The organism is Wenyingzhuangia fucanilytica (assembly GCF_001697185.1).
Classification (GTDB): domain Bacteria; phylum Bacteroidota; class Bacteroidia; order Flavobacteriales; family Flavobacteriaceae; genus Wenyingzhuangia; species Wenyingzhuangia fucanilytica.
This window is the reverse complement of the sequence record NZ_CP014224.1, coordinates 2,806,032-2,825,906: the sequence shown is the minus strand read 5'-3', so window position 1 is coordinate 2,825,906 and position 19,875 is coordinate 2,806,032. Positions and strand designations below refer to the sequence as shown.

The 19,875-nt window shown below is 34.1% G+C and carries 34 protein-coding genes; 31 read left to right on the top strand and 3 right to left on the bottom strand.

Features of this window, described 5'->3' with window-relative positions; genetic code table 11:
- Positions 1-39: 39 nt before the first annotated feature.
- The 3 genes from AXE80_RS11550 to AXE80_RS11540 form a co-directional block, all read right to left on the bottom strand.
- Positions 40-855, bottom strand: a complete 816-nt coding sequence (locus AXE80_RS11550) for a purine-nucleoside phosphorylase (RefSeq protein ID WP_068827472.1) — start codon at positions 853-855, stop codon at positions 40-42.
- Positions 855-1,463, bottom strand: a complete 609-nt coding sequence (locus tag AXE80_RS11545; RefSeq protein WP_068827470.1) for a TIGR04282 family arsenosugar biosynthesis glycosyltransferase — start codon at positions 1,461-1,463, stop codon at positions 855-857. Before AXE80_RS11545 ends, AXE80_RS11550 begins: the two co-directional genes overlap by 1 nt.
- A 74-nt stretch (positions 1,464-1,537) precedes the next feature.
- Complete coding sequence (locus tag AXE80_RS11540; RefSeq protein WP_068827468.1) at positions 1,538-3,139, bottom strand: BamA/TamA family outer membrane protein; 1,602 nt, start codon at positions 3,137-3,139, stop codon at positions 1,538-1,540.
- A gap of 229 nt (positions 3,140-3,368) precedes the next feature.
- On the opposite strand from AXE80_RS11540, the gene rpsL reads away from it, so the two are divergent.
- The 31 genes from rpsL to AXE80_RS11390 all read left to right on the top strand — a co-directional run bounded on the left by rpsL (position 3,369) and on the right by AXE80_RS11390 (position 19,836).
- Entirely contained in the window at positions 3,369-3,743 is a 375-nt protein-coding gene (rpsL, locus tag AXE80_RS11535) for a 30S ribosomal protein S12 (RefSeq protein ID WP_068827466.1), read from the top strand.
- A gap of 29 nt (positions 3,744-3,772) precedes the next feature.
- Positions 3,773-4,252: a 30S ribosomal protein S7 gene (gene rpsG / locus AXE80_RS11530; RefSeq protein ID WP_068827464.1), complete on the top strand. Its 480-nt coding sequence runs from the start codon at positions 3,773-3,775 to the stop codon at positions 4,250-4,252.
- Positions 4,253-4,257: 5 nt separating this feature from the next.
- Complete coding sequence (gene fusA / locus AXE80_RS11525) at positions 4,258-6,381, top strand: elongation factor G (RefSeq protein WP_068827462.1); 2,124 nt, start codon at positions 4,258-4,260, stop codon at positions 6,379-6,381.
- 17 nt (positions 6,382-6,398) lie between these two features.
- Complete coding sequence (gene rpsJ, locus AXE80_RS11520) at positions 6,399-6,704, top strand: 30S ribosomal protein S10 (protein ID WP_010137088.1); 306 nt, start codon at positions 6,399-6,401, stop codon at positions 6,702-6,704.
- Between the two features lie 96 nt (positions 6,705-6,800).
- A complete protein-coding gene (gene rplC, locus AXE80_RS11515; protein ID WP_068827460.1) occupies positions 6,801-7,415 on the top strand; it encodes a 50S ribosomal protein L3 in 615 nt (204 codons plus the stop codon).
- Positions 7,415-8,044, top strand: coding sequence for a 50S ribosomal protein L4 (gene rplD, locus AXE80_RS11510; RefSeq protein ID WP_068827458.1), 630 nt, complete (start codon positions 7,415-7,417; stop codon positions 8,042-8,044). The genes rplC and rplD overlap by 1 nt, the downstream gene beginning before the upstream one ends.
- A gap of 9 nt (positions 8,045-8,053) precedes the next feature.
- Complete coding sequence (rplW, locus tag AXE80_RS11505) at positions 8,054-8,344, top strand: 50S ribosomal protein L23 (protein ID WP_068827456.1); 291 nt, start codon at positions 8,054-8,056, stop codon at positions 8,342-8,344.
- Positions 8,345-8,369: 25 nt separating this feature from the next.
- On the top strand, positions 8,370-9,197 hold the full coding sequence (rplB, locus tag AXE80_RS11500) for a 50S ribosomal protein L2 (RefSeq protein WP_068827454.1): 828 nt from the start codon (positions 8,370-8,372) through the stop codon (positions 9,195-9,197).
- Positions 9,198-9,204: 7 nt separating this feature from the next.
- Entirely contained in the window at positions 9,205-9,486 is a 282-nt protein-coding gene (rpsS, locus tag AXE80_RS11495) for a 30S ribosomal protein S19 (protein ID WP_068827452.1), read from the top strand.
- A gap of 6 nt (positions 9,487-9,492) precedes the next feature.
- On the top strand, positions 9,493-9,900 hold the full coding sequence (gene rplV / locus AXE80_RS11490) for a 50S ribosomal protein L22 (RefSeq protein WP_068827450.1): 408 nt from the start codon (positions 9,493-9,495) through the stop codon (positions 9,898-9,900).
- A gap of 12 nt (positions 9,901-9,912) precedes the next feature.
- On the top strand, positions 9,913-10,635 hold the full coding sequence (gene rpsC / locus AXE80_RS11485; protein ID WP_068827448.1) for a 30S ribosomal protein S3: 723 nt from the start codon (positions 9,913-9,915) through the stop codon (positions 10,633-10,635).
- Between the two features lie 26 nt (positions 10,636-10,661).
- Complete coding sequence (gene rplP / locus AXE80_RS11480) at positions 10,662-11,090, top strand: 50S ribosomal protein L16 (RefSeq protein WP_068827446.1); 429 nt, start codon at positions 10,662-10,664, stop codon at positions 11,088-11,090.
- Positions 11,091-11,102: 12 nt separating this feature from the next.
- On the top strand, positions 11,103-11,288 hold the full coding sequence (gene rpmC, locus AXE80_RS11475) for a 50S ribosomal protein L29 (RefSeq protein ID WP_068827443.1): 186 nt from the start codon (positions 11,103-11,105) through the stop codon (positions 11,286-11,288).
- A 13-nt stretch (positions 11,289-11,301) separates the two neighbouring features.
- A complete protein-coding gene (gene rpsQ / locus AXE80_RS11470; RefSeq protein ID WP_068827442.1) occupies positions 11,302-11,559 on the top strand; it encodes a 30S ribosomal protein S17 in 258 nt (85 codons plus the stop codon).
- A gap of 1 nt (position 11,560) precedes the next feature.
- Entirely contained in the window at positions 11,561-11,929 is a 369-nt protein-coding gene (gene rplN / locus AXE80_RS11465) for a 50S ribosomal protein L14 (protein WP_068827440.1), read from the top strand.
- A gap of 13 nt (positions 11,930-11,942) precedes the next feature.
- Complete coding sequence (gene rplX, locus AXE80_RS11460; RefSeq protein ID WP_068827438.1) at positions 11,943-12,251, top strand: 50S ribosomal protein L24; 309 nt, start codon at positions 11,943-11,945, stop codon at positions 12,249-12,251.
- A gap of 1 nt (position 12,252) precedes the next feature.
- Positions 12,253-12,804: a 50S ribosomal protein L5 gene (rplE, locus tag AXE80_RS11455; RefSeq protein WP_068827436.1), complete on the top strand. Its 552-nt coding sequence runs from the start codon at positions 12,253-12,255 to the stop codon at positions 12,802-12,804.
- A 2-nt stretch (positions 12,805-12,806) separates the two neighbouring features.
- Positions 12,807-13,076, top strand: a complete 270-nt coding sequence (gene rpsN / locus AXE80_RS11450; protein ID WP_068827434.1) for a 30S ribosomal protein S14 — start codon at positions 12,807-12,809, stop codon at positions 13,074-13,076.
- A 75-nt stretch (positions 13,077-13,151) separates the two neighbouring features.
- Positions 13,152-13,550: a 30S ribosomal protein S8 gene (gene rpsH / locus AXE80_RS11445; RefSeq protein ID WP_068828891.1), complete on the top strand. Its 399-nt coding sequence runs from the start codon at positions 13,152-13,154 to the stop codon at positions 13,548-13,550.
- Positions 13,551-13,563: 13 nt separating this feature from the next.
- Positions 13,564-14,109, top strand: coding sequence for a 50S ribosomal protein L6 (rplF, locus tag AXE80_RS11440; protein ID WP_068827432.1), 546 nt, complete (start codon positions 13,564-13,566; stop codon positions 14,107-14,109).
- A gap of 11 nt (positions 14,110-14,120) precedes the next feature.
- Positions 14,121-14,474 carry a 50S ribosomal protein L18 gene (gene rplR, locus AXE80_RS11435; protein ID WP_068827430.1) on the top strand — a complete coding sequence of 118 codons (354 nt, stop codon included), beginning with the start codon at positions 14,121-14,123 and terminating at the stop codon, positions 14,472-14,474.
- A 9-nt stretch (positions 14,475-14,483) separates the two neighbouring features.
- The gene (gene rpsE, locus AXE80_RS11430; RefSeq protein ID WP_157359399.1) at positions 14,484-15,008 is read left to right on the top strand and encodes a 30S ribosomal protein S5; all 525 of its coding nucleotides are present in this window, start codon (positions 14,484-14,486) and stop codon (positions 15,006-15,008) included.
- An 11-nt stretch (positions 15,009-15,019) separates the two neighbouring features.
- On the top strand, positions 15,020-15,202 hold the full coding sequence (gene rpmD, locus AXE80_RS11425; protein ID WP_068827426.1) for a 50S ribosomal protein L30: 183 nt from the start codon (positions 15,020-15,022) through the stop codon (positions 15,200-15,202).
- An 11-nt stretch (positions 15,203-15,213) separates the two neighbouring features.
- On the top strand, positions 15,214-15,663 hold the full coding sequence (rplO, locus tag AXE80_RS11420; protein ID WP_068827424.1) for a 50S ribosomal protein L15: 450 nt from the start codon (positions 15,214-15,216) through the stop codon (positions 15,661-15,663).
- Between the two features lie 15 nt (positions 15,664-15,678).
- Positions 15,679-17,013: a preprotein translocase subunit SecY gene (gene secY / locus AXE80_RS11415; protein ID WP_068827422.1), complete on the top strand. Its 1,335-nt coding sequence runs from the start codon at positions 15,679-15,681 to the stop codon at positions 17,011-17,013.
- A gap of 2 nt (positions 17,014-17,015) precedes the next feature.
- A complete protein-coding gene (infA, locus tag AXE80_RS11410; RefSeq protein WP_010137062.1) occupies positions 17,016-17,231 on the top strand; it encodes a translation initiation factor IF-1 in 216 nt (71 codons plus the stop codon).
- Between the two features lie 12 nt (positions 17,232-17,243).
- On the top strand, positions 17,244-17,360 hold the full coding sequence (gene ykgO, locus AXE80_RS14295) for a type B 50S ribosomal protein L36 (protein ID WP_013621733.1): 117 nt from the start codon (positions 17,244-17,246) through the stop codon (positions 17,358-17,360).
- 2 nt (positions 17,361-17,362) lie between these two features.
- Entirely contained in the window at positions 17,363-17,728 is a 366-nt protein-coding gene (gene rpsM / locus AXE80_RS11405; RefSeq protein WP_068827420.1) for a 30S ribosomal protein S13, read from the top strand.
- A gap of 7 nt (positions 17,729-17,735) precedes the next feature.
- A complete protein-coding gene (gene rpsK / locus AXE80_RS11400) occupies positions 17,736-18,128 on the top strand; it encodes a 30S ribosomal protein S11 (RefSeq protein WP_068827418.1) in 393 nt (130 codons plus the stop codon).
- Positions 18,129-18,217: 89 nt separating this feature from the next.
- The gene (gene rpsD, locus AXE80_RS11395; RefSeq protein ID WP_068827416.1) at positions 18,218-18,823 is read left to right on the top strand and encodes a 30S ribosomal protein S4; all 606 of its coding nucleotides are present in this window, start codon (positions 18,218-18,220) and stop codon (positions 18,821-18,823) included.
- A gap of 20 nt (positions 18,824-18,843) precedes the next feature.
- The gene (locus AXE80_RS11390) at positions 18,844-19,836 is read left to right on the top strand and encodes a DNA-directed RNA polymerase subunit alpha (protein WP_068827414.1); all 993 of its coding nucleotides are present in this window, start codon (positions 18,844-18,846) and stop codon (positions 19,834-19,836) included.
- Positions 19,837-19,875: the final 39 nt, after the last annotated feature.

The following is a 19,875-nucleotide window of genomic DNA, read 5'->3' as shown; positions in this document are numbered from 1 at the left end:
TTAAAGTTGTAAAAGTGAAAAGTGTTAAAGTTAAAAACCTTATAACTGCTCAATTAATTTGGTGAATAAAGTAATTAACATAGGTTCTGCTTTGGCAGCCATTTCAAAAATTTCAGGAATATTAATAGGTTTTAAGTTTTTTGGATCACATTCATCCGTTAAAACAGAAATAGCCACACAGGGCAATCCAATTTGATTGGCCACAATTACTTCTGGAACGGTACTCATACCTACTGCATCGGCACCAATAATTTTTAAGTATTTGTATTCAGCGCGAGTTTCTAGTTGTGGGCCTACTACAGATGCGTAAACTCCTTTGTGAAGATTGATGTTGTTTTGCCCTGCAATACTTTCTAGCTGTGAATTTAATTTTTTGTTGTATGGAGCAGACATATCCACAAAAATATTTCCAAATTCTTTAGCATTTTTAAACGCTAGGGGAGAACCACCTTGTAGGTTGATATGATCATCTATTAGCATTAACTCTCCCTTGTTAAAGTTTAAGTTGATTGCTCCGGCGGCATTAGAAATTAATAGGTGATTTGCACTAAGAGCTTTCATCACTCTAACTCCATAGGTAATTTCATTAAAGTTGTATCCTTCATATAAATGAAAACGACCATTCATCACCACAACGTCTTTTCCTGCAAGAGTTCCAAAAATAAGTTTACCTGCATGAGATTCTAAAGTTGCGGTTACAAAGTGAGGAATATCAGTGTAATCAATCTCGTGTGTGATGTTAATTTTATCAGTTAGCTTACCAAGTCCTGTTCCTAAAACAATAGCAACTGTTGGTGCTTTAATTCCTTTTGCTGTAAGAAAATCAACACTTTCTTGTATGTTTTGTAAGGTCATTATTTATAGTCTTTTACATGATGGAATAAAAAAGAATCTTCTTCTATATCCTCTAATAAATCAATATCATTTAATTCGTCTAGAATGGCTACTTCTTCGTTTTCAAAATCTAAAAGAGTATCTCTAAGCACTGAGTCTGTTCCCCATTCTTTATTGGTAAAAACATCTGTTCTAGGTTCGTCTAATCCTAATAAATAGTATCCACCATCTTCCGATGGACCAATAACAGGCTGTTGTTTTACTTGTTCAAAAGCATCTTCTATAATTTCTTTTGATAAGGTATCTACATCACTACCAATAATAACAATTTCTAAATACCCTGCTCCAAATCCTTTAAAAAAGGCTTCTTGCATTTTGTTTCCTAAATCACCTTGGGCTTGAATCATTTTCATGTAGTCTCCATTATCCCACATGTCATCAAATTCAATTTCATCAGTATAAAAGACCCATTTGTCAACCTCTAAATCTTTAGTGATTTGGTGGGTATGGGTTAGTAAATCTTTGTAAACGGCTAAGGCAACTTCATCTGAAGTATCTTTGGCCAAACGTGTTTTTACTTTTCCTAATTCTGGTTTGCGTATAAATATAATTAAGAGTTGATTGCTCATTTTATATGATATGTTTTTGTTGAATTGTTTATTTGTTTAATTGAGAATTTCTTTTTTGCTAATCGCTAATCGCTCTAAAAAATAGTTACAAAGTTAATATGAAACAATCCGTTATTTAAGTTAAAAGTAGTGTTTTGATTTTTTCCGACAGCATAACTTATTTTTAATAATCCAGAGGGAATACCCATGGTGTATCCCAGTCCAAAACTTAATAAGTTATTTTCTTGATTGATGTTTTTAAAATAACCAATATCACTAAAACCATAAATATAGCTTGCTATGTTGGTAAAGTATCTATATTCAATATTAGCGTAGTTGTATAAATGGGCAATAATGCTTTGTTCTAAAAAACCACGCATAGTAGTTGCTCCACCTGTTCTGTATAATTCATTAATGTTTTTGTTTGGAGAACGTAAATAAGCATTTCTGTTTTCCAAATAAATATGATTGATGGGGTTAATTTCTATAGAGTAAATAAGATCACTTTTAAAAGTTTGTTGTTGGGTGTTTACCGTTTGGTTTTTTTTTGTTCCCAAGCCAAAGTCTAATTGCACCTTGCTTTTGGGAATTCCAAAATTGTTCAGTTCCTTGTAGGTGTATTGAATACCGTAAATGTTTTTGGAGTATTCAAGAATGTTTGAGTTAAAAGAATTTAAGGTTGATGAATGTTCGGTGTGGTAATAAGTATTGATTAAATGTTTGTAATGTGGCCTGTATCCAATACTAAATTCATGTAAGGTGTTTACAAAAGTACTATCGCGTCTAAAAATGTTTAAATGATAACCTGCGTTTATAGGCGAGTTAAAAATATAAGGGTTATCAATATTTAAATCAATTTCTTGTTGGTCTTCTCCTGTGTTGTTCCATTTAAAAGCAAATGTTTCTCCTTTATGAAGCGTGTTTGTTAAAGAAATATCAACATAGCCATTAAATCTAATTTTGTTGCTTCCTTCACTGTTGCTAAAACCTAATAAGGCATCTAGCTTGTTTGCTTTTACTCTATCTATATATAGGTATAGGTGAGTAGAGTCTTTTGTAAAAAGGACAGCTGGTTTTTTTGTGTTTTTAGCAAAGTTTAATTGATTGATTTTTTGCTCAGTGGTGTTTAACAGTTCTTTACTAAAAGGTTTTTTCGTAGCTATATAATGTTTTAAGAATCTTTTAGGAAATCTATCATATCCTTTTATGATTGTTTTATCAATATATCTTTTGTTTGATTGTTGAATATGTAGGTTGCAGAATAGTGTGTCGTTTTCTAAAGTGTGATTGATGAGTTTTATTTCAGAAAAACTTTCACCTTTTTTATCAAAATCATTATTGATTTTTTGCATCCACTTAGATATCTCTTTTGGGACTATATATAGAGACTCTGATTTTGTTTTAAAAATTTGTTGAACTTTTCTAGGGATATTCTTAATACAAACGATATTGGTTTTTATACTGCTATTAATAATATAAGAATCTAAGCTATCTTTTTTGATGAGTGTTGAAGTGTAAAAATAGTAACCTTCATTATTTAGTTTTTTTTCTAAGTCATCAAAATCATGAATGCCATCTAATGAGAAATTATATTGCAAACTATCTTTAAGGATAAAATTTGTGCTGTTTTTTTGTCCCCAAGAAATTTTAGAGAAAAATAAAACGAGTATTAAAAATAAAAAATGATGAAATTTCATAAAAATCAAAGCTAACAGAATTCTTTTTTTGATGTCGAAAATTCCTTCAAAATTTTACAAGAAAAAAATCAATTTATGATTGTCGATTTAGACACTTCAATATCAAAAAAATAAGTAAAAAATAAAATTAACTCATTGATATTTGATTAATTAGAAAATATTTGTACTTTTGCAAACCCTTGAACAGATTTCAGGGGTAAATATTAAAACGTTATATATATATTAATTTATGCCAACTATTCAACAATTAGTTAGAAAAGGAAGAGCCCAAGTTACTAAGAAGAGTAAATCGGCTGCCTTGAAGGCATGTCCACAACGTCGTGGAGTATGTACGCGTGTTTATACTACAACACCTAAGAAACCTAACTCAGCAATGCGTAAAGTAGCGCGTGTTAGATTAACAAATGGTAATGAGATAAACGCTTACATCCCAGGAGAAGGACATAACTTACAAGAGCACTCGATAGTATTAGTAAGGGGAGGAAGAGTAAAAGATTTACCAGGGGTAAAGTATCACGTAGTACGTGGAGCTTTAGATACTGCTGGTGTTGAGGGAAGAACTCAACGTAGATCTAAGTATGGAACTAAGCGTCCAAAAAAATAATCTATAATCTTTTAAATTCTTAAGAAAACATGAGAAAAAGGAGAGCAAAAAAGAGAATTCTTTTACCGGATCCAAAGTTTAACGACCAATTGGTAACACGTTTTGTAAACAACTTAATGTGGGATGGAAAGAAATCTACAGCGTTCAAGATTTTTTACGATGCATTAGAGATTGTAGAAAATAAAAAAGGAGAAGAAGAAGAAAAAACTTCTTTAGAAATATGGAAAGATGCATTATCTAACGTAATGCCTCAAGTAGAAGTACGTAGCCGTCGTGTAGGTGGTGCTACTTTTCAAATTCCAATGCCAATTAGACCAGACCGTAAGGTTTCTATGGCAATGAAATGGTTAATTTCTTACTCTAGAAAGAGAAATGAAAAGACTATGGCTCAAAAATTAGCTGCAGAAGTATTAGCTGCTGCAAAAGAAGAAGGAGCTGCTGTTAAAAAGAGAGTGGATGTTCACAAGATGGCTGAAGCTAACAAAGCATTTTCACATTTTAGATTTTAATAGAAATGGCTAGAGATTTAAAACTTACAAGAAATATTGGTATTGCTGCGCATATTGATGCAGGGAAAACAACCACTACAGAGCGTATATTGTATTACACAGGAGTTTCTCACAAGATTGGAGAAGTTCATGATGGAGCTGCAACTATGGACTGGATGGAGCAAGAGCAAGAAAGAGGTATTACAATTACTTCTGCTGCAACAACTTGTACATGGCAATTCCCTTTAGAAAATGCACAAGTACTTCCAGATACTAAGGGATACCACTTTAACATTATTGATACTCCAGGACACGTTGACTTTACAGTTGAGGTAAACCGTTCTTTACGTGTATTAGATGGATTGGTTTTCTTATTTAGTGCTGTTGATGGTGTTGAGCCTCAGTCAGAAACTAACTGGAGATTAGCAGATAACTATAAAGTGCCTCGTATTGGATTCGTAAACAAAATGGACCGTCAAGGGTCTAACTTTGCTAACGTATGTAGCCAGGTAAAAGAAATGTTAGGTTCTAATGCAGTTGAAATCGTTTTACCAATTGGTGAAGAAAACGATTTTAGAGGTATTGTAGATTTAGTAAAAAACAGAGCTATTATTTGGCACGATGAAACTCAAGGGGCAACTTTTGATGAAATCGATATTCCTGAAGATTTAGTTGACGAAGCTGCTGAAGCTCGTGCTAGATTGATTGAAGAAGTAGCCGGATATGATGAGAACTTGTTAGAGAAGTTCATGGAAGATGAAAACTCTATCACTGAAGAAGAAGTACACGCTGCTTTAAGAGCTGCTGTAATGGATATGGCAATCATTCCTATGATTTGTGGATCTTCATTCAAAAACAAAGGAGTTCAATTCTTGTTAGATGCTGTTTGTAGATACTTACCTTCTCCATTAGATAGAGATAATATCGTTGGAACTCATCCTGAAACAGGAGAAGAGGTAACTAGAAAACCAGATGTAAAAGATAAGTTTTCTGCATTAGCATTTAAGATTGCTACAGATCCTTTCGTAGGACGTTTAGCTTTCTTCCGTGCATATTCAGGACGTTTAGATGCTGGTTCTTATATCTTAAACAACCGTTCAGGTAAAAAAGAACGTATCTCTCGTATCTACCAAATGCACGCTAACAAACAAAACTCTATCGATTATATCGAAGCTGGAGATATTGGAGCTGCTGTTGGATTTAAAGATATCAAAACAGGAGATACTATGTCTTCATTAGATGGACCAATCGTATTAGAGAGCATGGATTTCCCTGCACCGGTAATTGGTATTTCTATTGAGCCTAAAACTAAGGCAGATGTTGATAAAATGGGTATGGCTTTAGCTAAATTAGCTGAGGAAGATCCTACATTTACTGTAAAAACTGATGAGGCTTCTGGTCAAACAGTAATTTCAGGAATGGGAGAATTACACTTAGAGGTTTTAGTTGACCGTATGAAACGTGAGTTCAAAGTTGAAGTTAACCAAGGACAACCACAAGTAGAGTACAAAGAAGCTGTAACAAAAACTACAGAACACAGAGAAACTTATAAAAAGCAATCTGGAGGACGTGGTAAGTTTGGAGATATTGTATTTACTATGGGGCCTGTTGATGAAGATTTTGAAGGAACAGGATTACAATTTATTGATGAAATTAAAGGTGGACGTATTCCTAAGGAATTCATTCCAGCTGTAGAAAAAGGATTTAAAGAGTCTATGCAAAATGGACCTTTAGCTGGATTCGTAATGGATTCATTAAAAGTTGTTTTAAAGGATGGATCTTTCCACCCTGTGGATTCTGATGCTTTATCATTCGAATTGGCTGCTAAAATGGGATATAAAGCTTGTGCAAAAGCTGCCGGAGCTGTTATCTTAGAGCCAATCATGAAAATGGATGTTATTACTCCAGAAGAAAACATGGGAGATATCGTAGGAGACTTAAACAGACGTAGAGGTCAAGTAAGCGATATGAGTGATAGAGGAGGAGCAAAAGTTGTTAAAGCTGATGTGCCATTATCAGAAATGTTTGGTTATGTAACTACTTTACGTACGTTATCATCTGGTAGAGCAACTTCTACAATGGAGTTCTCTCACTATGCACAAACACCTGCTAACGTATCAGAAGAAGTAATTGCAGCTTCTAAAGCTTAATTTTAAAACATTAGAAAATGAGTCAAAAAATCAGAATAAAACTAAAGTCTTACGACTACAACTTAGTAGATAAATCTGCTGAGAAAATCGTAAAGACGGTAAAGTCTACTGGAGCTGTTGTAAACGGTCCTATTCCTTTACCAACAAATAAAAAGATTTTTACTGTATTACGTTCTCCACACGTAAACAAAAAATCTAGAGAGCAATTCCAATTATCTTCTTATAAAAGATTATTAGACATTTATAGTTCTTCTTCTAAGACTATTGATGCTTTAATGAAATTAGAATTACCTTCTGGAGTAGAAGTAGAAATCAAAGTTTGATAAAACTTAATAGATCTATAAAACCAGCCTAACATTGTTAGGCCGGTTTTTGTGTCTTTTATAAAAATATTTAATAACAATAATTAATTAATAATAATGTCTGGGTTAATAGGAAAAAAAATCGGAATGACTAGCATTTTTGATGAGAACGGGAAAAATATTCCTTGTACTGTAATTCAAGCTGGTCCATGTGTAGTTACCCAAGTCAGAACTGAGGAAGTAGATGGTTATTCTGCTATCCAATTAGGTTTCGATGACAAATCTGACAAGAATACTACCAAAGCTTTGCAAGGTCACTTCGCAAAAGCTGGTACTACTTCTAAAAAGAAAGTTGTTGAATTTAGTTTTGATGAGGAGTTAAATTTAGGGGACACTGTAGGTGTTGATCTATTTGTAGAAGGTGAATTTGTTGATGTAAGCGGAATCTCTAAAGGTAAAGGTTTCCAAGGTGTTGTAAAACGTCATGGATTTGCTGGAGTTGGTCAAGCTACTCACGGTCAACATAACCGTTTAAGAGCTCCAGGATCTATTGGTGCTGCATCTTACCCTGCACGTGTATTCAAAGGAATGCGTATGGCAGGAAGAATGGGAGGAGATAAAGTTAAAGTTGAAAACTTAAGAGTTTTAAAAGTTGTTGCTGACAAGAACTTAATCGTAGTAAAGGGATGTGTTCCTGGAGCTAAGAACTCTTACTTAACTATCGAGAAATAATGAAAGTAGCAGTTTTAGATTATACAGGAAAAGATACAGGACGTCAGGTTGAATTATCTGATGCAGTATTCGCTATAGAGCCAAACGATCATGCAGTTTACTTAGATGTAAAGCAGCACTTGGCAAACAAAAGACAAGGAACTCACAAATCAAAAGAAAGAGCTGAGATTGCTGGGTCTACAAGAAAGATTAAAAAACAAAAAGGTACTGGTACTGCTCGTGCAGGATCTATTAAATCTCCTGTTTTCAGAGGAGGAGGTAGAATTTTTGGACCAAGACCAAAAGATTATTCTTTCAAATTAAATAAAAACTTAAAGAGATTAGCTAGAAAATCTGCTTTCAGTTTACAAGCAAAAGAGTCTAATATTATCGTTTTAGAAGACTTCAGTTTTGAAGCTCCAAACACTAAAAATTTCATTAACGTATTGAAAGCTTTAGAGTTAGATAATAAAAAATCTCTATTTGTGTTGGGTGATTCAAATAAAAATGTATATTTGTCTTCACGAAATTTAAAAGGGTCTGAAGTTGTAACTACCTCAGAATTAAACACTTATAAAGTATTAAATGCTGGAAAAGTTGTTTTATTAGAGGGTGCAATTGAAGGTATTGAAGCTAATTTAAGTAAATAGGGTACAGATATGAGTATTTTAATAAAACCTATTATTACAGAAAAAGCAACAAAAGATAGCGAGTTATTAAACCGCTATGCTTTTGTTGTAAAGTTGAAAGCTAACAAAATTGAAATCAAAGAAGCTGTTGAAGCTGCTTATGGTGTTTCAGTTGAGAAGGTAAGAACAATGATATATCCAGTAAAACGTTCGACAAAATTCACTAAAAAAGGTGTAGTTGAGTCGAAAATTTCTGCATATAAAAAAGCTATCATCGAGGTAGCTGAAGGAGAGAATATTGACTTTTATAGTAATATTTAATTAATAAACAATTTTAAATTTTAACATGTCAGTTAGAAAATTAAAACCAATCACACCAGGTCAGCGTTTTAGAGTTGTAAATGGGTTCGACGCCATTACTACTGATAAGCCGGAAAAGTCATTATTGGCACCGAATAAAAGATCTGGAGGTCGAAACAACAGTGGTAGAATGACAATGCGCTACGTAGGTGGTGGTCATAAGAAAAGATACCGTATTATCGATTTTAATAGAGATAAATTCGGTGTTGAAGCGACTGTAAAAACAATTGAGTACGATCCAAATCGTACTGCATTTATTGCATTAGTAGAGTATACTGATGGAGAAAAAAGATATGTTATCGCTCAAGCAGGATTACAGGTAGGTCAAACTATTGTGAGTAATAATGATGCTATCACTCCAGATGTTGGTAATGCAATGCCTTTGGCAAACATTCCTTTAGGTACAACAATTTGTTGTATTGAATTAAGACCAGGTCAAGGAGCTGTAATGGCTCGTTCTGCGGGTTCTTTTGCACAATTAATGGCAAAAGAAGGAAAGTATGCTACTGTAAAATTACCGTCAGGTGAAACAAGATTGATCTTGTTAACTTGTATCGCAACAATCGGAGTTGTTTCAAACTCAGATCACCAATTATTAGTTTCTGGTAAAGCTGGTAGATCAAGATGGTTAGGTAGAAGACCAAGAACAAACGCTGTAAGAATGAACCCTGTTGATCACCCAATGGGAGGTGGAGAAGGACGTTCTTCTGGAGGTCACCCAAGATCAAGAAATGGTATACCTGCTAAAGGATACAAGACTAGATCTAAGACAAAAGCGAGTAATAAGTATATTTTAGAACGTAGAAAAAAATAAGTAAGACATGGCACGTTCATTAAAGAAAGGACCTTTCATATTCCACAAACTTGAGAAGAGAGTTATCGCTAATGCTGAGGCAGGAAGCAAAGAAGTAATCAAGACTTGGTCAAGAGCTTCTATGATTACTCCAGATTTCGTTGGACAAACTATTGGAGTTCACAACGGAAGAACATTTGTACCAGTATATGTTACTGAAAACATGGTAGGTCATAAATTAGGAGAGTTTTCACCAACACGTACCTTTAGAGGTCACGGTGCAGACAAGAAAAATAAAGGAAAAAAATAGTAGGATATGGGAGTTCGTAAACATAATATGGCAAAACAGATCAAAGAAGCAAAGAAAGAAGTTGCTTTCGCTAAGTTGACTGGTTGTCCTACATCACCAAGAAAAATGAGATTGGTGGCTGATTTAGTAAGAGGAGTAGAGGTTGAAAAAGCTTTACAAATCTTGAAATTTAGCTCTAAAGAAGCATCTATAAACTTAGAGAAGTTATTGTTATCTGCAATTGCTAACTGGCAAGCAAAGAACGAAGACGCAAGTATAGAGGAGGCTAATTTATATGTTAAAACAATTACTGTAGATTCTGCAGGAATGTTAAAGAGATTAAGACCAGCTCCACAAGGTCGTGCACATAGAATTCGTAAGCGTTCTAATCACGTTACTATTGTGTTGGGAAGTAAAAATGTTGAAAGCAAATAATCAAAAGTAGAAATGGGACAAAAGACTAATCCAATTGGAAATCGTTTAGGAATCATCAGAGGATGGGACTCAAACTGGTACGGAGGTAATGACTACGGAGATAAAATTGCTGAAGACTATAAGATAAGAAAGTACTTAAATGCAAGATTATACAAAGCTAGTGTTTCTAGAATAATTATTGAGCGTACTCTTAAACTTGTAACCGTTACTATCACTACTGCTAGACCTGGTATCATTATCGGAAAAGGTGGACAAGAGGTAGACAAGTTAAAAGAGGAGTTAAAGAAATTAACTGGAAACGAAGTACAAATCAATATTTTTGAAATTAAACGTCCAGAATTAGACGCTAATTTAGTTGCTGCAAGTGTTGCTCGTCAAATTGAAAACAGAATTTCATACAGACGTGCAATAAAAATGGCTATTGCTGCAACAATGCGTATGAACTCTGAAGGGATTAAAATCCAAATTTCAGGTCGTTTAAACGGTGCTGAAATGGCACGTTCAGAGCACTATAAAGAAGGTAGAATTCCTTTATCTACTTTTAGAGCTGATATTGACTATGCTTTGGTAGAAGCCCATACAACTTACGGTAGAATCGGAGTTAAGGTATGGATTATGAAAGGTGAGGTTTATGGTAAACGTGAATTATCTCCATTAGTAGGCTTGGCTAAAAAGTCAGGAGGAAAAGGTGGAGCTAACGCAGGAGCTAAGAAAGGACCTCGTAGAAGAAAATAATTTTTCACAAAAATTAGAATTTAGAAATGTTACAGCCTAAAAGAGTAAAGTATCGTAAGGTACAGAAAGGTAAAGGTAATATGAGCGGTGATTCTCAAAGAGGGAATCAGTTAGCTTTTGGAATGTTCGGGATCAAATCTTTAGAACAAGCCTTAATTACCTCTAGACAAATAGAAGCAGGTCGTATTGCTGCGACACGTTATATGAAAAGAGAAGGTCAGTTATGGATCAAAATCTTCCCGGATAAACCTATTACAAAGAAGCCTTTAGAGGTTCGTATGGGTAAGGGTAAAGGTGCTCCTGAATATTTCGTAGCGGTAGTTAAACCTGGTAGAATATTGTTTGAAATCGGAGGAGTATCTTTCGATGTTGCTAAAGAAGCATTACGCTTAGCAGCTCAAAAAATGCCAGTTAAAACTAAGTTCGTTGTTGCGAGAGATTATGATAACGCTTAATATCTAAGAGAAATGAAACAATCAGAAATTAAAGAATTGTCAGTTGCAGACTTACAAGAGAAATTAGATTCTCTTAAAAAGAACTATACTGATCTTAAGATGGCTCATGCTATTTCTCCATTAGAGAATCCTTTAGAGTTGAGAGCGCTTAGAAAAACTGTAGCAAGAGTAGCTACTGAGTTAACTAACAGACAATAAGTATTTTTACAAGATGGAAAATAGAAATCTTAGAAAAGAAAGAATTGGTGTTGTATCTAGTAACAAAATGGACAAATCTATTGTTGTTGCTGAGGTAAAAAAAGTGAAACACCCAATGTATGGAAAGTTCGTATTAAATACGAAGAAATACGTTGCACACGATGAGCAAAACGACTGCAACATTGGAGATACTGTAAGAATCATGGAAACAAGACCTTTAAGTAAATCTAAACGTTGGAGATTAGTAGAAATCCTAGAAAGAGCTAAATAGTATGTTACAAACAGAATCAAGATTAAACGTAGCAGATAACACTGGAGCTAAAGAGGTCTTAGTGATCCGTGTTTTAGGAGGAACAGGAAAGCGTTATGCTTCAATTGGAGATAAAATTGTTGTAACTGTAAAGTCATCAACTCCAAATGGTAACGCTAAAAAAGGTCAAGTATTTAAAGCTGTTGTTGTTCGTACTTCTAAAGAAGTAAGAAGAAAAGATGGTTCTTACATTCGTTTTGACGACAACGCATGTGTGTTGTTAAATGCGACTGGAGAAATGTCTGGAACACGTGTATTTGGACCTGTGGCAAGAGAACTTCGTGATAAGCAATTCATGAAAATTGTATCATTAGCACCTGAGGTGCTTTAATATTTGTAAAACAATGGCAAAGATTAAAATAAAATCAGGAGATACAGTAAGAGTTATTGCTGGAGATCATAAAGGGAAAGAAGGGAAAGTAGTAAAAATTATTACTGATAAAAACAAAGCAATTGTTGAAGGTGTAAACTTAGTTTCTAAGCACACTAAACCAAGCGCTCAAAACCCTCAAGGTGGAATTGTAAAGAAAGAAGCTGCTTTACCTATTTCTAATTTAGCAATTTTAGAGAATGGAAACATTACTAAAGTTGGTTATAAAGTAGAAGATGGTAAAAAAGTGCGTATTTCTAAAAAATCAGAAAAAGCTATTTAATATGAGTTATATTCCAAGACTTAAACAAGAGTACACTGACAGAATTAAGGCTGCCTTAATTGAAGAGTACGGATATAGCAATATTATGCAAGTACCTAAATTAGAGAAAATTGTGATCTCTAAAGGTGTAGGTGCTGCTATTGCAGACAAGAAATTAGTAGATTACGCTGTTGAAGAGTTAACTACTATTTCTGGACAAAAAGCAGTTGCAACATTATCTAAAAAAGATATCGCAACATTTAAATTACGTAAAGGTATGCCAATTGGGGCAAGAGTTACTTTACGTGGAACTAAAATGTACGAATTCTTAGACAGATTAATCACTGCTTCTTTACCACGTGTAAGAGACTTTAACGGTATTAAAGCTACTGGTTTTGATGGAAGAGGAAATTATAACTTAGGTATTACTGAGCAAATTATTTTTCCTGAAATTAATATTGATCAAGTAAAAAAGATTGGTGGTATGGATATTACTTTTGTAACTTCTGCTCCTACTGATAAAGAAGCTAAATCATTATTAACAGAATTAGGTTTACCATTTAAAAAGAACTAATCATGGCTAAAGAATCAATGAAAGCTCGTGAGAGAAAAAGAGCTAAAACAGTTGCCAAATATGCTGAAAAGCGTAAAGCTTTAAAAGAAGCTGGTGATTACGAAGGATTACAGAAGTTACCTAAAAATGCTTCTCCTATCCGTACTCACAATCGTTGTAAGTTAACAGGAAGACCAAAAGGATATATGCGTCAGTTTGGAATTTCTCGTGTAACTTTCCGTGAAATGGCAAACCAAGGGTTAATCCCAGGTGTAACAAAAGCAAGTTGGTAAAATTTTAAGAATTAATTTTAGATGCTAGCCCTGAACTTGTTTCAGGGTGATAATCTAAAACCAATACAAACAATTATGTATACAGATCCAATAGCAGATTACTTAACAAGAGTAAGAAATGCTTATTTAGCAGGACACAGAGTAGTGGAAGTTCCTGCATCAAAGGTTAAAAAAGCAATCACAGAGATCTTATTTGACCAAGGGTATATTTTGAGTTATAAGTTTGAGGATAATAACACTCAAGGTGTTATTAAAATCGCTTTAAAATACAACCCAGTAACAAACGAATCAGTAATCAAGAAACTTCAACGTGTTTCTACACCAGGTTTACGTCAGTATGTAGGTGTAGAGGATTTACCTAGAGTTTTAAACGGATTAGGAATTGCTATCGTGTCTACTTCTAAAGGAGTTATGACATCTAAGCAAGCTAAGCGTGAGAAAGTAGGTGGAGAAGTAATTTGTCACGTTTATTAAAAAATAGAATAGTATGTCAAGAATAGGAAAAAGCCCAATCGCAATTCCAGCTGGTGTTACTGTTACTATTAACGGAGACACAGTTACTGTAAAAGGGAAATTAGGAGAGTTAACTCAAGAAATTACTGATGGTATCAGTATTAAAGAAGAAGAAGGAGTTTTAGTATTAGATCGTCCTTCTGAATCAAAAGCTCACAAAGCTAAGCATGGTTTATACAGAGCTTTAATCAATAACATGATTGAAGGAGTATCAAACGGATGGACTAAGCAATTAGAGTTAGTTGGAGTTGGATATAGAGCTTCAAATCAAGGTAACGTTTTAGATTTAGCTATTGGTTTCTCACACAATATCATTTTAGATATTGCACCAGAAGTTAAAGTAGAAACAGTTTCTGATAAAGGTAAAAACCCAATCGTAAAACTTACTTCTTTCGATAAGCAATTGGTAGGTCAAGTAGCTGCAAAGATTCGTTCTTTCCGTGCACCTGAGCCATACAAAGGAAAAGGAATTAAGTTTGTAGGTGAAGAATTAAGAAGAAAAGCAGGTAAATCTGCATAATTTATAGTATTATGGCATTATCAAAGCTTGAAAGAAGACAAAGAATTAAGCGTAGAATTAGAAAAATTTCTGTGGGTACAGCATCTAAACCAAGATTATCTGTATTTAGAAGTAATAAAGAAATTTACGCTCAATTAGTTGATGACAACGCAGGGGTTACTTTAGTATCTGTGTCATCAAGAGATAAAGAAATCGATGCAAAAGGATCAAAAATTGAAGTTGCTACATTAGTAGGTAAATCTATTGCCGAAAAAGCAGTTGCTGCAGGAGTTGAAATTGTTGCGTTTGATAGAAATGGTTATTTATACCATGGTAGAGTTAAAGCATTAGCTGAAGCAGCTAGAGAAGCTGGTTTAAAATTTTAAGAAAATTATATTATGCAAGGATATAAAAACGTAGAAAGAGTTAAGCCAAGCGGATTAGAGTTAGTAGATCGCTTAGTAGCTGTAAACCGTGTAACTAAGGTTACAAAAGGTGGACGTACTTTTGGATTTTCTGCTATTGTTGTAGTAGGAAACGGAGAAGGTGTAGTAGGTTACGGATCTGGTAAATCTTTAGATGTTGCATCTGCAATTGCTAAGGCTGTAGAAGAAGCTAAGAAAAACTTAGTTCGTATTCCATTAATGAGCGCGACTTTACCTCACGAACAAAAAGGTAAATTTGGTGGATCTAAGGTATTGTTATTACCTGCATCTCACGGTACCGGGGTAATTGCTGGTGGTGCTGTACGTGCGGTATTAGAATCAGTTGGTGTACACGATGTATTATCTAAGTCTCAAGGATCATCTAACCCTCATAACGTAGTTAAAGCAACTTTTGATGCTTTATTACAATTAAGAAGCCCACAAGCTGTGGCTGCTGAGAGAGGTATTTCTTTGGACAAAGTATTTAACGGTTAATATTGAATACCATGGGAAAAATTAAAATCACACAAGTAAAGAGCCAAATTAACCGTACGCAAGTTCAAAAAAGAACTTTAGAAGCGTTAGGTTTGTCTAGAATTGGTAAAACGGTAGAGCACGACGCTTCACCTGCAATTGTAGGAATGGTTAATAAAGTTAAACACTTAATTTCTGTTGAAGAAATTAAATAAGTCATAAAAAGATGAGTTTAGATAATTTAAAACCTGCTAAGGGTTCTGTAAAAAGTAGTAAACGTATTGCTAGAGGTGAAGGTTCTGGTCACGGAGGTACTGCTACAAGAGGACACAATGGTGCAAAATCTCGTTCTGGATATTCTAGAAAAGTTGGATTTGAAGGAGGGCAAATGCCATTACAAAGAAGAGTACCTAAGTTTGGATTTACCAATGTAAACCGTAAGGAATACAATGGTATCAATTTAGATAAATTACAGTCTTTAGTAGAAAATGGAAAAGTTACAGATACAGTTGATTTAGCTGTATTAAAAGAAAACGGTTTAGCTGGTAAAAACGACTTAGTAAAAATATTAGGTGGTGGAGAGTTAAAAGCGAAATTAAGTGTAACTGCACACAAATTTACTGCAACTGCTAAAGCGGCTATCGAAGCTGCAGGTGGTGAAGCTGTAATCTTATAATCATAATAAACTTAGATGAAGAAATTTATCCAAACTATAAAAGACATTTGGTCTATCGACGAATTAAAAACAAAAATCCTTTTAACATTAGGATTGATGGCAGTTTACAGGTTTATGGCTCAGGTAACATTACCTGGTATAGATCCACAACAGTTAACAGTTTTAGGCGATAAAACATCAGATGGACTTTTAGGTTTATTAAGCGCATTTACAGGTGGTGCATTCTCAAGAGCTTCTATAATGGCTCTTGGGATTATGCCATATATATCAGCGTCTATTGTGGTTCAGTTAATGGGAATTGCGGTTCCTTATTTACAAAAACTGCAAAAAGATGGTGAAAGCGGAAGAAATAAGATCAATCAAATCACACGTTGGTTAACAATAGGAATTACTATTGTACAAGGTGGAGCTTATTTAACAAGTTTACCTTCTTTAGGTATTCCTGCTGAAGCTTACCTATTAGGTCAAGGTGGAATGTTCTGGATTTCTTCAATGATTTTATTGACTGCAGGAACTGTTTTTGCAATGTGGCTTGGAGAGCGTATTACTGAAAAAGGAATTGGTAATGGTATTTCATTATTAATTATGATTGGTATTATTGCTAGATTCCCAGCTGCTTTTATGCAAGAATTCACTTCTAAATATGCTGCTGGATCTGGAGGTTTCATGATGATCCTTTTAGAAATAATAGTTTGGTTGTTAATTATTTTAGCAAGTATATTATTAGTAACAGCTGTTAGAAAAATTGCAGTTCAATATGCAAGACGTACTGTAGTTGGAAGTATAGATGATGCTCAAGGAGCAAGACAGTATATTCCATTAAAGTTAAATTCTGCTGGAGTAATGCCTATTATTTTTGCACAAGCGATTATGTTTGTACCTGGATTAATAGCTAGAAATTCTGACGGAACAGTACAAACAATATTTAATGCTTTATCTGATTTTAACGGTTGGGGTTACAATATTTTATTCTGTGTTTTGATTATAGTGTTTAGTTATTTCTATACAGCTATTACAATTCCTACAAATAAAATGGCCGAAGACCTTAAAAAAAGTGGAGGTTTTATACCGGGAGTAAGGCCTGGAGTAGAAACTTCAGAAAAATTAGATAGTATTTTGTCAAAAATTACGTTACCTGGATCTATTTTCTTAGCTTTGCTCGCTGTTTTCCCAGCCATCGTTGTTCATTTTGGTGTACAACAAAACTGGGCGATGTTTTATGGAGGTACTTCGTTAATAATTATGGTGGGTGTTGCAATCGACACGATCCAACAAATTAACTCGTATTTACTAAATAGACATTATGACGGTCTGATGAAAACTGGAACTAAAAGAAGAGGTACAATTTAATTATGGCAAAACAAGCGTCAATACAACAAGACGGTACAATTACTGAAGCATTATCTAACGCAATGTTTAGAGTTGAGTTAGAAAATGGTCATATTGTTACCGCACACATCTCGGGTAAAATGCGTATGCATTACATTAAGTTGTTACCAGGAGATAAAGTTAAGTTAGAAATGAGTCCTTATGATTTATCAAAGGCTCGAATTACTTATAGATACTAAAATATCATTACGATGAAAGTAAGAGCATCAATAAAAAAGAGAAGTGCCGAGTGCAAGATTGTGCGTAGAAAAGGCAGATTATATGTAATCAATAAAAAGAATCCTAGATTCAAACAAAGACAAGGTTAGTTATGGCAAGAATTTCAGGTATTGACATTCCAAAGAACAAACGTGGTGTAATCGCGTTGACTTATATTTTTGGAATTGGTAGAACTAGAGCTAAAGAGATTTTAGCAAATGCTGGAGTAGATGAGAACATCAAAGTTCAAGATTGGACAGATGCTCAGATCGGAGCAATTCGTGAGCAAGCAGGAACTTTCACAATTGAAGGTGAATTACGTTCAGAAATCCAAATAAACATCAAACGTTTGATGGATATTGGATGTTTTAGAGGAATCCGTCACAGAGCTGGGTTACCATTAAGAGGTCAAAGAACTAAGAACAACTCTAGAACAAGAAAAGGTAAACGTAAAACTGTAGCGAACAAAAAGAAATAATTAAGTTATGGCTAAATCTAATACAAAGACCGCTAAAAAGCGTAAAGTTATTGTTGAGTCTGTTGGAGAAGCACACATTACAGCTTCATTTAACAACATCATCATTTCTTTAACAAATAAAAAAGGAGATGTAATTTCATGGTCTTCTGCAGGTAAAATGGGATTCCGTGGATCTAAAAAGAACACTCCTTATGCTGCACAAACTGCTGCTGAAGATTGTGCTGCTGTAGCACACGAAGCAGGTTTACGTAAAGTAAAAGTTTATGTAAAAGGACCAGGAAATGGTAGAGAATCTGCTATCCGTACTATTCATAATGCAGGAATTGAAGTATCAGAAATCATTGATGTTACTCCATTACCACACAACGGATGTCGTCCTCCTAAGAGAAGAAGAATCTAATTTTATTTATTATTAACACTAAGTTAGCAATTAAGTTATCGAAGGACTAAGCCTTAATTCATAACTGCTAACTTTTTAATTTTTTTATTATGGCAAGATATAATGGACCTAAAACTAAAATTGCTCGTAAGTTTGGAGAAGCAATTTTTGGTGATGACAAGTCTTTTGAAAAACGTAACTATCCTCCTGGACAACACGGGTTGGCAAAGAAAAGAGCTAAACGTTCTGAATATTCTTTACAGTTACAAGAAAAGCAAAAAGCAAAGTATACTTATGGTATTTTAGAGCGTCAATTCTCTAACTTATTTAAGAAAGCATCTGCTAGTAAAGGTATTACTGGTGAGGTATTATTACAATTATGTGAATCTCGTTTAGATAACACAGCATTCCGTATGGGATTGTCTAACTCTAGAAGTGGAGCACGTCAATTAGTATCTCACAGACATATTACTGTTAATGGAGAAATCGTTAACATTCCTTCTTACCAATTGAAGCCTGGTGATGTTGTTGGTGTAAGAGAAAAATCTAAATCACTTTCAGTTATCGAGAATAGCTTAGCTAGTTCTTCTGCTGTTTATGAGTGGTTAACTTGGAACAATGATACTAAAACAGGAACTTTTGTTTCAGCTCCTGAAAGAATTCAAATTCCAGAGAACATCAAAGAGCAATTAATCGTCGAGTTATACTCGAAATAATAATTAGACACCAGTTAACTATGGCAATTTTAAATTTTCAGAAACCAGATAAAGTTATCATGATCGAATCTACCGACTTTGAAGGTAAATTCGAGTTCAGACCGTTAGAGCCAGGTTTTGGTTTAACTGTAGGTAATGCTTTAAGAAGAGTATTATTATCGTCTTTAGAAGGTTTCGCTATTACATCTTTACGCATCGAGGGAGTAGAACATGAGTTTTCTACTGTACAAGGTGTTGTTGAGGATGTTACTGAAATCATCTTAAACTTAAAGCAAGTTCGTTTTAAGCAACAGATTGAAGACACAGATAAAGAGACTGTTTCTGTATCTGTATCAGGTCAGAATCAAATCACGGCTGGTGATATTCAAAAATTTACTTCAGGTTTTCAAGTTTTAAACCCAGATTTAGTAATATGTAACTTAGACAGTTCTGTAGCTGTAAGTTTCGATATTACTATTGAAAAAGGTAGAGGATTTGTTCCTGCTGAAGAAAATAAAAAAGTAAATGTGCCTTTAGGAACTATATTTACAGACTCTATTTACACTCCTATAAAGAATGTAAAATATGCTGTAGAGAACTACCGTGTAGAACAAAAGACTGACTATGAAAAATTAGTTTTTGACGTTGTTACTGATGGATCTATTAATCCTAAAGATGCATTAACAGAAGCTGCAAAAATTTTAATCCACCACTTTATGTTATTCTCTGATGAGCGTATCACTTTAGAGGCTGATGAAATTGCAAGAACAGAAACTTATGACGAGGAGTCTTTACACATGAGACAGTTATTGAAAACCAAATTGGTTGACATGGACTTATCTGTAAGAGCCTTAAACTGTTTAAAAGCAGCAGAAGTTGAAACGTTAGGAGACTTAGTATCTTTTAACAAAAACGACTTAATGAAATTTAGAAACTTTGGTAAAAAATCTTTAACAGAGTTAGACGAATTAGTAAACGTTAAAAATTTACATTTCGGAATGGATTTAAGTAAATATAAATTAGACAAAGACTAAACCCCTTTCATATTTTGCTCCTCAAAATGGGTAGACGCA

Excerpts from the sequence above, each read along its gene's own strand:
- rplV (WP_068827450.1), top strand. The coding sequence starts at position 9,493 with ATGGGAGTTCGTAAACATAATATGGCAAAACAGATCAAAGAAGCAAAG.
- rpsM (WP_068827420.1), top strand. The coding sequence starts at position 17,363 with ATGGCAAGAATTTCAGGTATTGACATTCCAAAGAACAAACGTGGTGTA.
- rplB (WP_068827454.1), top strand. The coding sequence starts at position 8,370 with ATGTCAGTTAGAAAATTAAAACCAATCACACCAGGTCAGCGTTTTAGA.
- rplW (WP_068827456.1), top strand. The coding sequence starts at position 8,054 with ATGAGTATTTTAATAAAACCTATTATTACAGAAAAAGCAACAAAAGAT.
- rplD (WP_068827458.1), top strand. The coding sequence starts at position 7,415 with ATGAAAGTAGCAGTTTTAGATTATACAGGAAAAGATACAGGACGTCAG.
- AXE80_RS11390 (WP_068827414.1), top strand. The coding sequence starts at position 18,844 with ATGGCAATTTTAAATTTTCAGAAACCAGATAAAGTTATCATGATCGAA.
- AXE80_RS11545 (WP_068827470.1), bottom strand. The coding sequence starts at position 1,463 with ATGAGCAATCAACTCTTAATTATATTTATACGCAAACCAGAATTAGGA.
- rpmD (WP_068827426.1), top strand. The coding sequence starts at position 15,020 with ATGGGAAAAATTAAAATCACACAAGTAAAGAGCCAAATTAACCGTACG.
- rpsS (WP_068827452.1), top strand. The coding sequence starts at position 9,205 with ATGGCACGTTCATTAAAGAAAGGACCTTTCATATTCCACAAACTTGAG.
- rplC (WP_068827460.1), top strand. The coding sequence starts at position 6,801 with ATGTCTGGGTTAATAGGAAAAAAAATCGGAATGACTAGCATTTTTGAT.
- rpsJ (WP_010137088.1), top strand. The coding sequence starts at position 6,399 with ATGAGTCAAAAAATCAGAATAAAACTAAAGTCTTACGACTACAACTTA.
- rpsC (WP_068827448.1), top strand. The coding sequence starts at position 9,913 with ATGGGACAAAAGACTAATCCAATTGGAAATCGTTTAGGAATCATCAGA.
- rpsN (WP_068827434.1), top strand. The coding sequence starts at position 12,807 with ATGGCTAAAGAATCAATGAAAGCTCGTGAGAGAAAAAGAGCTAAAACA.
- rplN (WP_068827440.1), top strand. The coding sequence starts at position 11,561 with ATGTTACAAACAGAATCAAGATTAAACGTAGCAGATAACACTGGAGCT.
- rplF (WP_068827432.1), top strand. The coding sequence starts at position 13,564 with ATGTCAAGAATAGGAAAAAGCCCAATCGCAATTCCAGCTGGTGTTACT.
- secY (WP_068827422.1), top strand. The coding sequence starts at position 15,679 with ATGAAGAAATTTATCCAAACTATAAAAGACATTTGGTCTATCGACGAA.
- rpsL (WP_068827466.1), top strand. The coding sequence starts at position 3,369 with ATGCCAACTATTCAACAATTAGTTAGAAAAGGAAGAGCCCAAGTTACT.
- AXE80_RS11540 (WP_068827468.1), bottom strand. The coding sequence starts at position 3,139 with ATGAAATTTCATCATTTTTTATTTTTAATACTCGTTTTATTTTTCTCT.
- rpsH (WP_068828891.1), top strand. The coding sequence starts at position 13,152 with ATGTATACAGATCCAATAGCAGATTACTTAACAAGAGTAAGAAATGCT.
- ykgO (WP_013621733.1), top strand. The coding sequence starts at position 17,244 with ATGAAAGTAAGAGCATCAATAAAAAAGAGAAGTGCCGAGTGCAAGATT.
- rplO (WP_068827424.1), top strand. The coding sequence starts at position 15,214 with ATGAGTTTAGATAATTTAAAACCTGCTAAGGGTTCTGTAAAAAGTAGT.
- rpmC (WP_068827443.1), top strand. The coding sequence starts at position 11,103 with ATGAAACAATCAGAAATTAAAGAATTGTCAGTTGCAGACTTACAAGAG.
- rpsD (WP_068827416.1), top strand. The coding sequence starts at position 18,218 with ATGGCAAGATATAATGGACCTAAAACTAAAATTGCTCGTAAGTTTGGA.
- AXE80_RS11550 (WP_068827472.1), bottom strand. The coding sequence starts at position 855 with ATGACCTTACAAAACATACAAGAAAGTGTTGATTTTCTTACAGCAAAA.
- rpsG (WP_068827464.1), top strand. The coding sequence starts at position 3,773 with ATGAGAAAAAGGAGAGCAAAAAAGAGAATTCTTTTACCGGATCCAAAG.
- rplX (WP_068827438.1), top strand. The coding sequence starts at position 11,943 with ATGGCAAAGATTAAAATAAAATCAGGAGATACAGTAAGAGTTATTGCT.
- rplE (WP_068827436.1), top strand. The coding sequence starts at position 12,253 with ATGAGTTATATTCCAAGACTTAAACAAGAGTACACTGACAGAATTAAG.
- rpsQ (WP_068827442.1), top strand. The coding sequence starts at position 11,302 with ATGGAAAATAGAAATCTTAGAAAAGAAAGAATTGGTGTTGTATCTAGT.
- rplP (WP_068827446.1), top strand. The coding sequence starts at position 10,662 with ATGTTACAGCCTAAAAGAGTAAAGTATCGTAAGGTACAGAAAGGTAAA.
- rplR (WP_068827430.1), top strand. The coding sequence starts at position 14,121 with ATGGCATTATCAAAGCTTGAAAGAAGACAAAGAATTAAGCGTAGAATT.
- rpsK (WP_068827418.1), top strand. The coding sequence starts at position 17,736 with ATGGCTAAATCTAATACAAAGACCGCTAAAAAGCGTAAAGTTATTGTT.
- fusA (WP_068827462.1), top strand. The coding sequence starts at position 4,258 with ATGGCTAGAGATTTAAAACTTACAAGAAATATTGGTATTGCTGCGCAT.
- infA (WP_010137062.1), top strand. The coding sequence starts at position 17,016 with ATGGCAAAACAAGCGTCAATACAACAAGACGGTACAATTACTGAAGCA.